The sequence below is a fragment of the Fusibacter tunisiensis genome (assembly GCF_016908355.1).
In the GTDB taxonomy this organism is placed as follows: Bacteria; Bacillota; Clostridia; order Peptostreptococcales; family Acidaminobacteraceae; genus Fusibacter_D; species Fusibacter_D tunisiensis.
The window spans coordinates 129,663-143,189 of record NZ_JAFBDT010000002.1 but is presented as its reverse complement, the minus strand read 5'-3'; the positions used below and the strand labels follow the sequence as shown (position 1 = coordinate 143,189).

The window sequence follows — 13,527 nt, the reverse complement described above, 5'->3', positions numbered from 1 at the left end:
AGATGTTTTTATTCTATCAGTACATTAGAGTCAACAAAACATATTTAACAAAACATTGTTTTGGCAATAAAGTTTTGGTATAATCAAAACATATAAAGCAAAATTATGTTTTGTCATAAAAAATTTGGAGGCGAAAACATGAAAGAAGAAAGCATGAAAGAAAAAAACATTACTGTAGAGGAAAGATTTTTTCAAGTAATATCTAATTATTTTAAACCTAATAATGAAATGAGAATACAAGATATTTATGGTTTATTTCCTGATGTAAACAAAAAGACAATATCGTGGAGATTATATTCACTTGTACAAAAGGGAAAACTTGAAAAGACTGGACATGGAATATATGGATTTAAAGATGAAAAAAATATGGCTGCAGGTTATCAGTATCTTCAAAATAAATCAAAAAAAATCTTTGATGTACTGTCAGAATACGGTTATGATTTTTATATAACAGGCCTAGATGTGCTTGTAGGAGAAGTTTTACATATACCTGAGCAATACCCTGTTTTGGTTGTTGTTGAAGAAAATGAAACGAAGGCTGTGAAAAAGTTATTAGATGAGCAAGGATGGTTTGCACTAACAGAAAAGGATAAAAATCACATAATAGACCCAGTGATTAAGTCGAAAATTGATGTAATAATATTAAGTGGAAAAAACTTTGATTTAGCATACGAAAACTTGGCATTAAAGGAAAAGGGGTTTATAGATCTCTACTTTGCTGTAACAAAACTAGATTATTTATTATCAATAAATGAGCTATCGAGAATATATGAGAGTCTTATAAGAAACAATTCTATAGTCATGTCAAAAATGAATGTATCTGCTAAAGATAGAAAGATTGATATAGAGATCAAATGGCTACTAGAACTAACTAAATATTCTCAATCAACTTTAGAATTTATGGAAAATCAAATCATGGAGGCTAAGAAATGGAAATAGAGTTGGTTGGGAATTTTATTCTAGGTAAAAAGGCTTTTGATAGAAGTGCTATTGAAAAGAGGATGCGTGCAGGTGAATTTAATTCATTGTCAAAATTTGAACTCTATATATGGGATTTAGAAATGTTCTTACAATTACAGTCTAGGCTTGGTGATAAAATTATTCTAAAGGGTGGTGCAGCAACTCAGTTCTATTTGCCGATATCATCACAGCGAACAAGTATAGATATTGACATGGTATGTTTAGCGAGTAAAGATGAAGTTTTAGAGGTCATAAGAGATATTGAAAAAACACTGGTCACGGTGGGAGAAAACTTCAAATTTAGATTGTACAAACCCCAAAATCCAAGAGTGGGCTTAGATATGCTAGATACTTATTTTCAGACAGTTCCAAGTATATGCACGGATAAAGAACTTTTTACAACGAGAGGCAAACAAGAAGTAAAAATAGAATTTATGTATTTAAAAGGTGATTACTCCATAAACAAAATGTCAAAACCTAAGCTGTTTGCACTAGAAACGGATCAGGAGTTTAATCTTTTATCATTTGAAAATTTATTTGCAGATAAGCTAACTACATTAGGTCCTAATACGATTGGTATACACGATGATCGATCAGATGAACAAGTTAAGCAAATTTATGATGTTATTGAGTTGATGACTGCAAATATTAGCGAAGTAATTGAAAAGAAAGAGGCAATAAAAGCAAATTATTTGAAAGTAGCAAGAGAAGAATGCGTGATTCATTCTATTGAGTTTGATGAGAAAGTATTATTGGCAGATATGGAATTGCTAATTAATAGGCTCAAAAATATTGAGAATGATTCAGAATTTTTATCAAGAGCAAATGATTTTCAGTCATTATATTTGAGAAAATCTGTAAATCGTAATAAAACGCAATGGGCAATTGTTGGTTATCAACTAGAATTATTGAAAGAATTTATCTTCAGGGACAATAATAGTCTATTAAACTTTTTTGAGATATCTGGTTATTTAGAAAAGGCTCAATTCCCTCACATTCAAGGACCTGAAAGAGGAAAAGCTATAAAAGAAGTTAGAGAAAAATTAAAAGAAGAGTTTAATAACATTGAAAACTTAAGTGTAGATATTTTTAAGAAAAAAATAGATAGGATTGTATGGGAATTAGTTACTGTTGTTGATTTCAGAGATATTGAACGGGTAACAGAAAACTCGATTAACTTGGTTAGGGGATAGTTGGTTAGGGGATAGTTGGTTAGGGGATAGGGGATTGGCAGCAAAGCTGCCGTGGAGTAGGGCTAAAGCCCCGTGGAGGGCACCTTCGGTGCGTTAGGTGCGTTAAATGTTACTCTCCGTGCCCCAAGGGCACATTCTACGCGACGAAGTCGCACTTGACATGGCGTCAGCCATACTCAACGCACCTAGTGCACTCAACGCGACGTAGTCGCAACCTCGGAGGGGAATATGGAAGTTTTAGGGTTGCATAAGTCTATAGGGATTGTTATCGGGCTGTTGGTTCAGCTGAGCTTGATGGCTTTTGGTTTTAGGGTTTATTTTAAAGGTCGGCATTTTTGGGGAACGTATGTGGGGATTGCTCTTATAGGGGTTGTTACGGTGGCGCAATTTTTTATGATGATGTATTGGGTGGCAGTTCAAGCGCCGATTTCCACTTTTTATCGGCAGGCCTTTTGGGTATCTGCTGTGTTAACGGTAAGTTTATTGATTTTTGCACTTACCGTATACTTGTATCAGAAAATGGTGCTGAAGAAGACCTATCATGAAAGTGTGAGCCTTGGGAGCGTGCTGAATCAAGTGGACAGTTTGATTTTTGTGTTTGATGTGGTGGGCAATAAAGTCAATACATTTGGACAGTTAAAGGGTTTGGCGTTGGATCAGGAATCTTTTGAGAATTGGCAAACTTTTGTGAGGTGGCAGGCTGAGCATGTGGCTCAAGATACTGGGACTGATGGCGTTTATGTGGTGGCGCATGGCCCTTTTTATTTGCTGGTTGAAACCACTTATGTGGAAAACCGAAGTGGAGACCGGGTTGGGCGGATTGTAAGCCTGTCAGATGTGACGAAAGAACAGACCCTTAGTCAAGAAATTGAACGTACAAATTTGGAATTGGACAAGGCCAACGCTGCTTTTTATAGGGCAATTGATAAAGACATACAAGTGCAGAAGGATAGACAGAAAGAGAAAATTATTGCAGAAACAAATGCCCTATTGTTGGAAGAGATTGGGGCAACTATAGACCAGATGACGGTGGTTATTGAGGACCCTGTGCTGACAATTGAAACGGGGAAGCAAGCGGTTCAAGAGATGGTGAACAGGACTGAACGCCTGTACCAAAAATTAAGGGACACACTCAATCAGTTGTCTCAAAATGAAGGGGAAAAGCTATGATTCGGGTATTTATTGCAGATGATCAAACCTTATTTAGGGACTTGTTGAAAAGGTTAATTGAAGACTCGCCAGTCTTTACCGTAGTGGGAGAGGGGTCAAATTCAGAAGAAGTTTTTGAACGGATTAGTGAAGTAGAGGTTGAAATGCTCCTGCTAGACGTGCGTATGCCCGGGGCGAGTGGCCTTGAAGTTCTTAAGGAAGTAAAGAAGGCTTATTCAAACATAAAAGTTGTGATGCTCACCTCATTTGAAGATTACATAACCATAAAAGAAGCCCTCGATTGTGGGGCCGATGGGTATCTCACCAAGGATGTCCATGAAGACTTGTTGCTTAAGATATTGGAGTGCATTGCCTACGATTATTTTGTCATGGACCAGACCATGCACCAGATGTTTTACAAGCATTACAAAATTTCCAAAGAAGAACTTTACGACTACGAAGGTGTCCAATTGGACAAGAATGATATTGCCATTATGAAAATGATTGCAGAAGGGAAAACCAACAAAGAAATTGGCATTGCCCTTAATTATACAGAGGGAACCATTAAAAATAAAGTGTCTGCCATATTGGCCAGAACCAACCTAAAAGACAGGACGCAGCTGACGCTTTTTGCCCTGAAAAACAGCATCATATAGGGAGTGTAATGTCCGTGTGGAAACCTTTTTTACCATCTGAGGCGAAGTCTACAGCCCCACTTAGGGCGGCAATTTTCGATTTTATACCGTGAAGGCCCATGTTTGGTGAAATGTCTTTTGCCCCAAGCCCATCATCATAAATCCGACATTTCACATGCGCATCGTGGTAGTGAAGGATGAAAAAGATATTCTGGGCATGCCCGTGTTTAATGGCATTGGTGACGGATTCTTGGGCTACCCGATGGAGGACTGTAACCGTTTGGTGTGGCAATGGAACAGGCCGACCTTCTGATAAAAAATGTACTTTTAAAGTGGGCATTTCAAGGGTTGAAAAAAGAGTTTTCAATGAGTTTGTTGGTGTGACAACCGTTTCAGTGATGGCTTTTGTGCTTGTTTGTAGAAGGCCTTTTAAAGCCAATAAATCTGCCTTTAAATCAGAAGTCTGCGTGTGGTCAAGCAGGCTTTTTTTTGAGGCTAGAAAAACCGTTAGACTGTGGCCAATGATGTCGTGAAGGTCTTGGGCAAAACTGGATTTCATTTTAAGGAGCTCTGCGTCTAATTTGGCTTTGGCGTGGGATTTTAAATGGTCCCTAACCAGTTGGAGGGTCTGATTTTTCTGCTCAAGAGATTTTTGATTTTCAATTAAACAGGTGACATCGTGGACCCACAAGTGGTTCATGCCCTTTTGGCTCCGGTCTACGTGGAGGCTATACGTTTTATGCCCATATTCTATGAGCTTTTCTTCAATTTCCAACGTTTGAAGAAAGACTCTTAAATCCTTGTGGTTGGCCAGGTCCGGGAAATGCCGCACGCAAAAATCATTGTAGGCGTGTATCCTGCCATCGTCTGAAAAAGAGAGAATGCCATGTGACAAATGGTGGTAAATATGGTGGTTGGCAAAAGTTCTTAGATTTAAAAAACGCATTTTAAGTGCTGGGATTATAAAGAAAATCAAAGAAATGGAAATGGATATAGGGGTCACATCAAAAACGGCAAAGGGCAAAATCCAGGGTATATCCACCACTTTAAATAAAATATAATAGACATTCACAACAAGTGGGGCAATGGTGAAAAAGCTCAGACAGCAGCCAACAAATTTTTTGGAAATAGGGGCGCTGTTCTGTCGATAACCAGCAACCAGTAAGACGGCGGCAGAGAGAATCATGGCATATTGTATAATTTGAGTGGGCATAAAAAGGGGCCCAAACTTGTCGTAATAGAGGTCAAAGCTTCTGTAAAACCTCATATGTATAGGATTGGTTAGGACAAGGCTAAAATTCAGCACGCTAAGGCCTAGTGTTAAAGCGGTAACCAGCAAGGGTGGCCGTTTATTTTTTGTGTAGAAATAAGCAAACCGAATTAGAAAAAAAGACAGGGCATAAACGCCAATATATTGAACCACCACAAAAGTCCATCTGAGCATGAGGGTTGGGGCCAATGTTTTTAGGACTTTGGCAAGAAGCCAAATGAGTAGGGCCCCCATAATGCTTAAAAAATTCCGAGACGTTTGATTTTTGGGCGCTTTATAGGCGAAATACAAGGTGAAAAAAGCCACGAAAACAATGGCTGGAATATGAAAAAAGAGTATGGTGTATAGGTTTAAAGCGAGTTTTTCAGCGGACATAACAGACTCCCATATGACTTTAGACACGGACTGGCATTAATTTGCTGACGTAGGGCACTTGTTAAATGACCCTAGCCTCCAATAAACTGTTAAGTATAGTATAACTTAAATTGAGATGAATGGAATAAGAGAATAGGAGGGGCACATGAAAAAAGTAATTTTTATGGTGCTGGTCTTTGTACTGGTATTTGCCATAACAGGGTGTGGGGACTCTGGAGATACTGAGCCAGAAGCAACTGTATCCGAATCAGCTGCTGGCGGCGCTCAAGCAGAGGCCACTACTGAAGCAAACGCACCACAAGAAACCACTGAAGCAAGTCAAGGCGAAAAAATAGATTTATCTTCGAAAAAAGGCCAAGAACTCTTGGATGCCTTAAGCGTTAGAACATTGGATAAACTTTATTTCAAAGGCACAAGTTATGCAGAAGGCATGACCATTGAAACCATTACCTACATCTATAAAGACAATTATAGGACAGAAAGTAAGAGTGACATGGGTGAACAAGTGGCGATTTATAATGCCGATGAAGGCGCCCTTTATTCTTACAGTGTTACAGATGGGGCAGGTATGATTTTTTATGACGATGATGAAATGGACATGGAAGACGACGAAGATGAAGAATACGTAGAAGCAGACATCACTTTAGGTGAAGAACTTTTTACAGATCTTGGCGGCATGCTTGTAGATGCTGAACTCACAGAATTAAACGGCTACGAGGTGGTCTATATTGAATCGTCAACCAGTACTGGAGAAGGGGAATGGCTAACCCGTCAGTGGATTTCTACGGAATATTGGTATCCTTTAAAATTTGAATCCGTTTTTAATGGTGCGGTAATTGGTGGGTACGATGTTGATGAAATTTCCAGTGATTTTGAGGTGACGGAAGACCTATTCACCCCACCAGATGACATTGAGTTCATGGACTTAGATGATATGTTTAACATGGATTTCTATGACGAATACGATGAAGATGAAGAGGAAACGCCATGATTAAACGGTTTAAAAAAGCAAACCTTTGGATTATGGTCCTTGTAGTGTCTTTTGTGGTGACAGCCTGTGGGGGCGATACCCCTGCAGACGCATCTGAAACCAGTGCTAGTGAAACGGCAACAAGCCAAGTTTCTGAAACGACCACTGAAGACACGCATACCACAGAACCGATTGAAAATGTCCCACTTGTAGATCTCATTGGCGCGGACACACTGGTTCACAATTATATTATGCCTGGCAGCCAGGACATGTTCTTTGAAGAACTGGAGCCCACATATGATGGGATTGAACGCCTTCAAATTACCTACACTGTCATGAAGGAATATCAGGACGTCTTGGCCTTTTATCAGGAAGCAACAGGTCGGCCAGAACCTGACTATAACAATGCTTATGGGTATTTCTTTGATGATGTCTTTGTGGCGGAGGGGGACGACTACATTGAACAAATTCTCGTTCAGGTCCTATTTGGAAAATCCGAAGTGATTATGATTCTTCAAAATACATCCCATCCAAATGCCACAACTCAGGCGGCTGAAACGGAGCCATCTACAAGTCCTGAGACCGGTCCGCCAACTTTTGTAGTCTTAGACGAAGCGCCAGAATTTTCGGCGACACCTGTGGCCATCCAGCCAAGTCGTTTATCGACGGGTCTAATCACAGTTGACGTTACGAAAACTGGCCTTGAATTGTGGTCAAGCGCTAAGCATAAGGGGTTTCCATCCATTGAGGCGGCCTATCTCATCAAGGCTCCTTTTACAGATGATGCCCCAAAAACCGTTTGGCTCAGGGAAGATTATTTTGCGGAAAAGGTTGTTCTTGATGACGCCCAGACCAAGTTTTATTATTATGATCCAATGATGGAACTCTATTACGAAGCAAGCGAGCTGGCAAATGCAGAGGGCGGCGATCCCTTACTTGTAGGAACCATGCTGTATGTGCCTGCCGTGAATTTGCCGTTTGCCTTAAGCCATAATCCCTTGGTTATGGCACCTGAAACGTCTATAGAAACCTGTTATCTTACAGATTTAAACGGGCATCCTGCTCTCTATGTGGTTAAGTACAATCCGGAAAGTTTAGACCGAATGTGGGTAAAGCAATGGATTTCGCTTACTTACGGGATAGTGGTGCGTGAGGAAGTCTACTTAGAAGATGAGAATTTGGCCCAGTGGACTCAGCTTGAGGACATTAGCCTTGAAGAAGTGCCTTTCAGTACTTTTTTCCCGCGACAAGACCTCGTTTATCAGGACAGGACCCTATCCCTCTACTTTAGAGACAATCCATATGGGGTTGATTTTGGTCAAGGCTTTCAGGCCACCTTTATACCCGGCTATTTTGACATTGAGCTTTTGGATGAAGCCAGTGGAAATGGGTATACCCTAACCTTTAATGGCGACCAAATGGCCACTCTGGCAGAATATGAACTGACAGAAGATATGAATGGCAATGCCATTGAAGTGATCCGATTTCGGGATGGCGATGCCTTCCAGGTCATTGTTCCCAGTCAAGAAACCGTCTACCTGTATCCATCCTCTGTCTATGAGCACCAGTGGTTTCAATTTGACACACTCGGCTTTAGAAAACGGACAGAAACAGATACCGGTATCATCTACACCTTTGATAAAATCGATTCTGGCAATGTCAGTGGCATGATCCAGCGGTACGATTACCACATAGACCTTGCCACTCAAAAATTTGACACCATCACCACCTACCTCCACGACCCTTATATGGGAAATGACTCAGAAGCCTATAACTTAGTCACATATACAGTCAAAGAGCCTGTACCATCTGACGATTCCATTTTCCAGATTCCCGAAACCTATAACACAGTCTGGATCTTTTCACACGACGATGGCGAACATATACCTCCTTGGTGGGAGTGAGGGCACCTTCGGCGCGGTGAGTTAGCAGCAGAGCTGCTGTTGAGGGCGCCTTCGGCGCGTTGAGAGGGCCTGACGGCCCGGGGAGTTGCGGCTAGCGTCGCGTTAACTGCGGCAATGCTAGAAGAATTACGTTTACAAATTATTCCAAAAATGTTATCCTGTGTATAAGTCTTGGTTAGGGAGTTTATATGTTTGGATTTCAGAGATTGGAGATTTATCAGTTGTCTAAAGAAATTGTAAAAATAGCATATTCGATGACCCGAAAGTTTCCAAATGGTGAGCGGTATGCACTTGTTCAGCAAATGAATCGCGCTGCTGTGTCCATTTCCAGTAATATTGCAGAAGGCACTAGCCGAGCATCAAATAAAGAACAGGCGTATTTTATCAGCATTGCGTATGGTTCTCTTATGGAACTTATCTGCCAGTCTGAAATTGCCTATGATATGGACTATATAAGCGCGTTAGAACTTGATAAATTTATACAAAATGCAGAAGTTTTATCGATTAAAATGAGCAAGTATAAAAAGTATTTAAAAGAAAAACGGTATTAAACCAAAAAAAGCCTTAATCTAAGGCTTTTTTTAGTGGTATTGGTGGTTAATTTCCTTGCGTTAATATGGCATTAATTGCATCTATAAATGGGCTTGGTGCGTTTATATCCCCTTCTTGAATAACTTGCAGAAGATGCATATTTGTACCCAATGGGAAGAAGACGCCAATTTTAGACATGTTTATATTAGGGGTTAGGGGTTAGTTGGTTAGGGGGTAGTTGGTTAGGGGATAGTTGGTTAGGGGATAGTTGGTTAGGGGATAGTTGGTTAGGGAAACAGTGGCAGCGGAGCTGCTGTTGAGGGCACCTTTGGTGCGTTGAGTATGGCTTCGCCATGGAGAATGAGGCTGCGCCTCGTCAAGTGCACCTTTGATTCGATGATTATGGCTTTGTCATTAGGAGGTGAGCAGTTCGCTAAGTTGACGGTAAGAGAGGGCCATGATATAATGAATATGTAATACAATGTAATACGAATTGGAGGTGTTGGTATGGGTACAGTTTCATTAAGATTGAATGATAAAGATGATATTCTAATAAGAAAATATGCGGAGCTTCATAATATGGACCTCTCAACATTCATACGTCAGGCTGTCATAGAGAAAATTGAGGATGAATATGATCTTTCATTATTTGACAAAGTGTGGGAAGAAGAGCAGGATGAGGAGCGTATAAGTCACGAAGAATTGAAAAAGGAGCTTGGTTTATGAAATACTCTGTAGAGTATACTAAAACTGCCCTTAAACAATTAAAGAAAATGGATAGGAAAATCGCTTCCTTTATACTTTCATATGTTGAGGAAAAATTAGTTGATTGTGAAGATCCAAGAAGATATGGAAAGGCATTACAGGGAAACTTAAATGATAAATGGAGATACAGAGTGGGTGATTACCGTATCTTAGCTAAAATTCAAGATGATATTGTGGTTATTACAGTTGTAGAAGTCGGTCATAGACGGGATGTATATAAATAGGGGTTAGTTGGTTAGTTGGTTAGGGGATAGGGGATAGGTGGTTAGGAAAACAATTGCAGCGGAGCTGCTGTGGAGTATGGCTTCGCCATGGGGGAGAGGGCCTGAAGGCCCGGAGAATGAGGCTGCGCCTCGTCAAGTGCACCTTCGCAGCGTCTAAGGTGACATAGCTGTGATTTGACTTCAATTTTAGAATATATAATAAAAATTACCATGATTTCAAATCAAGTCAAGTCCATATTTGTGTGTAAATTCCCTCTGGTTACTTTGAGATTTATTGGAAGCAGCTTTTATGCCGCGAAAGGTTGTTTACAGTGAGGGCTGATATGATAGGCTATTTGCCAAGCAGCCCTCATGAATCTTTACTTGTGGCCTATCCAATGATGGGATGCTTTCGATGCATTTCATCTTATCAGCAGAGGCTCGCTGTCAACAACACCGTGGAATAAATGCCGAACTATGCAGCATCTTCTTTTATTGCTGGTTGTTCATTGATATAAGCATAATATTCATCCATATCCAGATACTTTCTACCGGATGACCATTTTTCATCTTGCTCTATCAGTAGGGCTCCAATAAGTCTAATTGCGGAAGCTTCATTTGGATAGATGCGAATCACTCGGTCTCTTCGCCTTATTTCTTCATTGAGTCGTTCGATACTATTACTTGTTCTAAGGCGCTTGCGGTACTTCTCTGGAAGTTCCATAACTGCCATGATATCATCAAAACCCTCTTCGAGAGCAATCATCGATTTAGGGGCTTTATCTTCAAAAGTTTGAAGTGTTTCCTTCATTAACCGTCTTGCTTCTTTAAGGCTGATGGCATTATAAATACTTTTCAAATGTTTCTTCAGCAAAGGCTGTTGGCTCTTGGGTGCTTTATCAAGTACATTTCTTGAGAAGTGTGTTTGACAACGTTGCCAAGCCGTATCTTGAAAGTGTTTTTTGATTGCATTTACAAGCCCCTTGTGATTATCTGAAACGATGAGATCTACGTTAGATAACCCTCGCTGTTTAAGAGAAGAAAAGAATTCTCCCCAGCTACTTTCGGATTCCGTATCAGCTATTTGAAAGCCAATGACTTCACGGTTACCGGTTTCATTTACCGCTGTTGCAATGAGCAAACCTTTTGAGCGAACCCTTCCGTTGTCACGTACTTTAAAGTACAAAGCATCAACAATGACGAAGGGATAGTGTTTTTCAAGTGGTCGTTGCTTAAATTTATCGACTATTGGATCTAAGTGTTCGCAAAGCTTGGATACAGTAGATTTCGAAAAAGACTTACCACAAAGTTCTTCTGTGATATTTTCAATCTTCCTTGTTGATACACCGTTGATAACCATTTCAATCATCGCAAGAACAAGAGCCTGTTCACTACGCTGGTAACGCTGAAACATAGTCGTACTGAAATTTCCGTTTCTATGGCGTGGGACTCTTAAAGTAATTGTACCAATACGAGTGGTTAAATCTCTATCTCTAAAGCCATTATGGTAAGCGACGCGGTCATCAGACCGTTCGTAAGGTTCAGCTCCTAGCTGCTCGGATGACTGTGCAAGAAGCACCTGATTCAAAATAGTTTCTAAAAGTTTAGAAAAAGCTTCATCTTTGGTATCTTTTGTGAAAAGTCCGTGCAAAAGTTCCGTGTCCAGTGTAATATTTAGTTGAGCCATAATGTTCATCTCCTCGATTAAGTATTTGGTGGTACATTTATTATAACCGAGGATGAGCATTTGGCTCATTTTGTTTTAAATTTCTTTTTACACCATTATACGGACTTTATCTTCAAATCATTAGATTAAGTTTAGATACTCTTGTCTTCCATCAACAATAGCATATATTATGACTTCTTTATGAGTATGATTTGTTTTATAGAAGACTAAATTTTTCTCAACAATTAAGACTCTGAATCCCTGTTTTCTAAGAATCGCATACCTTGGAATGCTTCCTAAATCAGGAAAATCAGAAAGCCTCATAATTGCTTTTTCAAGCTTATTAAGATAATTTAAGGCTATTTCTATGTCACCAGAATCATCAGCAATGTAGTATAATAAATCTCTTAATTGATTATCTGCTTTTTCAGTACGGACTATTTGATACATTCTATTCATCCCGACTTAATAAAGCTTTTCTGATCTCATTAAAAGTGTCTTTAATAGGGGCTACTCTATCTTGTTCAACGTCATCATGTGCTTCGGCTAATGTACGTAGTAATTCTAGCTCAGCAGTTAATTGTTTATAGTCCTGGAGACCAATTACTACAGTGTCACCTCTTCCGTTCTTAGTAATAATAACAGGCTTTCTAGTTTCGTGACATTGCTTAGATATTTCATTATAATGATTTCTTAAATCTGCTGATGGTCTAATATATGCTTCCACAATTCACACCTTCTTTCTATGGTCATCTATGGTCATATTATATCATTCTACGTCTATATAATCAAATGTTGGATCGGTGCGTCGATTGATGCTTTGAAGCGTTGAGGGCACCTTTGGTGCGTTGAGTATGGCTGCGAGATAATGAAGGGAAACTGTAGATAAACCTCTCCGCGAACCGAAGGTAGATCCCCCAGCAGCTCTGCTAATTCACACGCAGTTTCTCAGTATTCTGATACATCCTATACTTCTAGATAAATCATACACCATTTATAATCTCACGCCTGTGCCAAATTTTTGTAACTAAATGCCTCTGGAAATGCCTTTCCCGTCGTTCTGATCATCCAACCACTGTCTCCAATGGTCCTTTTTTCAAGTCCAGCGACCAATCCCTCTGCATCAAACGCAAAATGTACGGTCTGTGCATTTGTGCTTTTCAGCAAATCATATAAATTAAAATCCAAAACATTTTGAGGTACAAAATAATCATATAAAGTAAGCGTTTTCTTATCCTCTTCAACTGCAGCGAGCAAAATAACCCCTGAATCGTGGCGGTATATGCGTTGATCGAAGCCGTGATGGTAATAAAATGCAAGTATATGTTCATCGCCGGTTACTTCAAGTTTTGCACCTTTAAGTGCGGAATGCTTTTTTTGCTCAATCAAAGACTCAAGCGAAAGCGAGATAGGCTCTAAAGACACACCGCTTCCAATCGGATTTTGCCAAGTATACTTAACTTCCTGTATCGGCTTGAAGCCACATTTTGTGTAAAGTGGAACAGCCTCTTCATCTGCAGCCAGATAGAAAAAAGCCACTTTATCCTTAAAATCATCTATGATTCTTCCAATCAGATCATAGGCAAGCCCCCTGCGTCTATAGGCAGGATCTGTCATAACCGTCCCAATCTGTATGGCGGAGATTTCTGAGCCTTCGATTATAAGTGTCATGAGATTGGCGGAGGCATTGGCAACCACTTTACCATCCACTTCATAGCTGTAAGGCATATAGGCATCACTCCAGTAGCCTGCTTGATACCAAGGCTCAAAGGATATGCCGAAGGTGTCCAGCGCTAGTGCGCAGAAAGAAAGTCTTAGTGCCTCAACGTTCTTGTAATTGGTAACATAATTCATACATTTCTCCTCAAAGTAGCATAATAAATCTCTTAATTATCGTTATACGTCT

15 protein-coding genes are annotated in these 13,527 nt (G+C 39.9%); 9 read left to right on the top strand and 6 right to left on the bottom strand.

Annotation, left to right across the window (positions count from 1 at the left end):
- The first annotated feature begins 138 nt into the window (after window positions 1–138).
- From JOC49_RS02245 to JOC49_RS02230, 4 genes are all read left to right on the top strand, one after another.
- Window positions 139–939, top strand: a complete 801-nt coding sequence (locus tag JOC49_RS02245; RefSeq protein ID WP_204661766.1) for a DUF6577 family protein — start codon at window positions 139–141, stop codon at window positions 937–939.
- Window positions 930–2,153: a nucleotidyl transferase AbiEii/AbiGii toxin family protein gene (locus JOC49_RS02240; protein ID WP_204661764.1), complete on the top strand. Its 1,224-nt coding sequence runs from the start codon at window positions 930–932 to the stop codon at window positions 2,151–2,153. The genes JOC49_RS02245 and JOC49_RS02240 overlap by 10 nt, the downstream gene beginning before the upstream one ends.
- A gap of 228 nt (window positions 2,154–2,381) precedes the next feature.
- Window positions 2,382–3,323, top strand: coding sequence for a hypothetical protein (locus JOC49_RS02235; RefSeq protein ID WP_204661762.1), 942 nt, complete (start codon window positions 2,382–2,384; stop codon window positions 3,321–3,323).
- Window positions 3,320–3,958 carry a response regulator transcription factor gene (locus JOC49_RS02230; protein WP_204661760.1) on the top strand — a complete coding sequence of 213 codons (639 nt, stop codon included), beginning with the start codon at window positions 3,320–3,322 and terminating at the stop codon, window positions 3,956–3,958. The genes JOC49_RS02235 and JOC49_RS02230 overlap by 4 nt, the downstream gene beginning before the upstream one ends.
- Here JOC49_RS02230 and JOC49_RS02225 read toward each other — a convergent pair.
- On the bottom strand, window positions 3,951–5,609 hold the full coding sequence (locus JOC49_RS02225; RefSeq protein ID WP_204661758.1) for a histidine kinase N-terminal 7TM domain-containing protein: 1,659 nt from the start codon (window positions 5,607–5,609) through the stop codon (window positions 3,951–3,953). The genes JOC49_RS02230 and JOC49_RS02225 overlap by 8 nt on opposite strands.
- A gap of 118 nt (window positions 5,610–5,727) precedes the next feature.
- Here JOC49_RS02225 and JOC49_RS02220 point away from each other — a divergent pair, with 118 nt between their 5' ends.
- From JOC49_RS02220 to JOC49_RS02210, 3 genes are all read left to right on the top strand, one after another.
- Window positions 5,728–6,573, top strand: a complete 846-nt coding sequence (locus JOC49_RS02220; RefSeq protein WP_204661756.1) for a hypothetical protein — start codon at window positions 5,728–5,730, stop codon at window positions 6,571–6,573.
- Window positions 6,570–8,456 (top strand): hypothetical protein, encoded by a 1,887-nt coding sequence (locus tag JOC49_RS02215; RefSeq protein WP_204661754.1) that lies wholly within the window; start codon window positions 6,570–6,572, stop codon window positions 8,454–8,456. Before JOC49_RS02220 ends, JOC49_RS02215 begins: the two co-directional genes overlap by 4 nt.
- Window positions 8,457–8,644: 188 nt before the next feature.
- Complete coding sequence (locus tag JOC49_RS02210) at window positions 8,645–9,007, top strand: four helix bundle protein (RefSeq protein WP_204661752.1); 363 nt, start codon at window positions 8,645–8,647, stop codon at window positions 9,005–9,007.
- 46 nt (window positions 9,008–9,053) lie between these two features.
- Here JOC49_RS02210 and JOC49_RS13335 read toward each other — a convergent pair whose 3' ends face one another.
- Window positions 9,054–9,185, bottom strand: coding sequence for a hypothetical protein (locus JOC49_RS13335; RefSeq protein ID WP_279381180.1), 132 nt, complete (start codon window positions 9,183–9,185; stop codon window positions 9,054–9,056).
- 309 nt (window positions 9,186–9,494) lie between these two features.
- On the opposite strand from JOC49_RS13335, the gene relB reads away from it, so the two are divergent.
- Complete coding sequence (gene relB / locus JOC49_RS02205) at window positions 9,495–9,713, top strand: type II toxin-antitoxin system RelB family antitoxin (protein WP_204661750.1); 219 nt, start codon at window positions 9,495–9,497, stop codon at window positions 9,711–9,713.
- Window positions 9,710–9,976, top strand: coding sequence for a type II toxin-antitoxin system RelE family toxin (locus JOC49_RS02200; protein ID WP_204661748.1), 267 nt, complete (start codon window positions 9,710–9,712; stop codon window positions 9,974–9,976). The genes relB and JOC49_RS02200 overlap by 4 nt, the downstream gene beginning before the upstream one ends.
- Before the next feature lie 454 nt (window positions 9,977–10,430).
- Here the strand turns inward: JOC49_RS02200 and JOC49_RS02195 are convergent, their stop codons facing one another.
- The 4 genes from JOC49_RS02195 to JOC49_RS02180 form a co-directional block, all read right to left on the bottom strand.
- Window positions 10,431–11,642 (bottom strand): IS256 family transposase, encoded by a 1,212-nt coding sequence (locus JOC49_RS02195; RefSeq protein ID WP_204661746.1) that lies wholly within the window; start codon window positions 11,640–11,642, stop codon window positions 10,431–10,433.
- A 120-nt stretch (window positions 11,643–11,762) separates the two neighbouring features.
- On the bottom strand, window positions 11,763–12,071 hold the full coding sequence (locus JOC49_RS02190) for a type II toxin-antitoxin system RelE/ParE family toxin (RefSeq protein WP_204661744.1): 309 nt from the start codon (window positions 12,069–12,071) through the stop codon (window positions 11,763–11,765).
- Window position 12,072: 1 nt separating this feature from the next.
- Window positions 12,073–12,348, bottom strand: a complete 276-nt coding sequence (locus tag JOC49_RS02185; RefSeq protein ID WP_204661742.1) for a type II toxin-antitoxin system prevent-host-death family antitoxin — start codon at window positions 12,346–12,348, stop codon at window positions 12,073–12,075.
- Between the two features lie 275 nt (window positions 12,349–12,623).
- Window positions 12,624–13,475: a GNAT family N-acetyltransferase gene (locus JOC49_RS02180; protein WP_204661740.1), complete on the bottom strand. Its 852-nt coding sequence runs from the start codon at window positions 13,473–13,475 to the stop codon at window positions 12,624–12,626.
- Between the last annotated feature and the right edge of the window lie 52 nt (window positions 13,476–13,527).

What these genes read in the sequence shown, in the direction of transcription:
- JOC49_RS02245 (WP_204661766.1), top strand. Translation starts at nt 139, where the DNA reads ATGAAAGAAGAAAGCATGAAAGAAAAAAACATTACTGTAGAGGAAAGA.
- JOC49_RS02240 (WP_204661764.1), top strand. Translation starts at nt 930, where the DNA reads ATGGAAATAGAGTTGGTTGGGAATTTTATTCTAGGTAAAAAGGCTTTT.
- JOC49_RS02235 (WP_204661762.1), top strand. Translation starts at nt 2,382, where the DNA reads ATGGAAGTTTTAGGGTTGCATAAGTCTATAGGGATTGTTATCGGGCTG.
- JOC49_RS02230 (WP_204661760.1), top strand. Translation starts at nt 3,320, where the DNA reads ATGATTCGGGTATTTATTGCAGATGATCAAACCTTATTTAGGGACTTG.
- JOC49_RS02220 (WP_204661756.1), top strand. Translation starts at nt 5,728, where the DNA reads ATGAAAAAAGTAATTTTTATGGTGCTGGTCTTTGTACTGGTATTTGCC.
- JOC49_RS02215 (WP_204661754.1), top strand. Translation starts at nt 6,570, where the DNA reads ATGATTAAACGGTTTAAAAAAGCAAACCTTTGGATTATGGTCCTTGTA.
- JOC49_RS02210 (WP_204661752.1), top strand. Translation starts at nt 8,645, where the DNA reads ATGTTTGGATTTCAGAGATTGGAGATTTATCAGTTGTCTAAAGAAATT.
- JOC49_RS13335 (WP_279381180.1), bottom strand. Translation starts at nt 9,185, where the DNA reads ATGTCTAAAATTGGCGTCTTCTTCCCATTGGGTACAAATATGCATCTT.
- relB (WP_204661750.1), top strand. Translation starts at nt 9,495, where the DNA reads ATGGGTACAGTTTCATTAAGATTGAATGATAAAGATGATATTCTAATA.
- JOC49_RS02200 (WP_204661748.1), top strand. Translation starts at nt 9,710, where the DNA reads ATGAAATACTCTGTAGAGTATACTAAAACTGCCCTTAAACAATTAAAG.
- JOC49_RS02195 (WP_204661746.1), bottom strand. Translation starts at nt 11,642, where the DNA reads ATGGCTCAACTAAATATTACACTGGACACGGAACTTTTGCACGGACTT.
- JOC49_RS02190 (WP_204661744.1), bottom strand. Translation starts at nt 12,071, where the DNA reads ATGTATCAAATAGTCCGTACTGAAAAAGCAGATAATCAATTAAGAGAT.
- JOC49_RS02180 (WP_204661740.1), bottom strand. Translation starts at nt 13,475, where the DNA reads ATGAATTATGTTACCAATTACAAGAACGTTGAGGCACTAAGACTTTCT.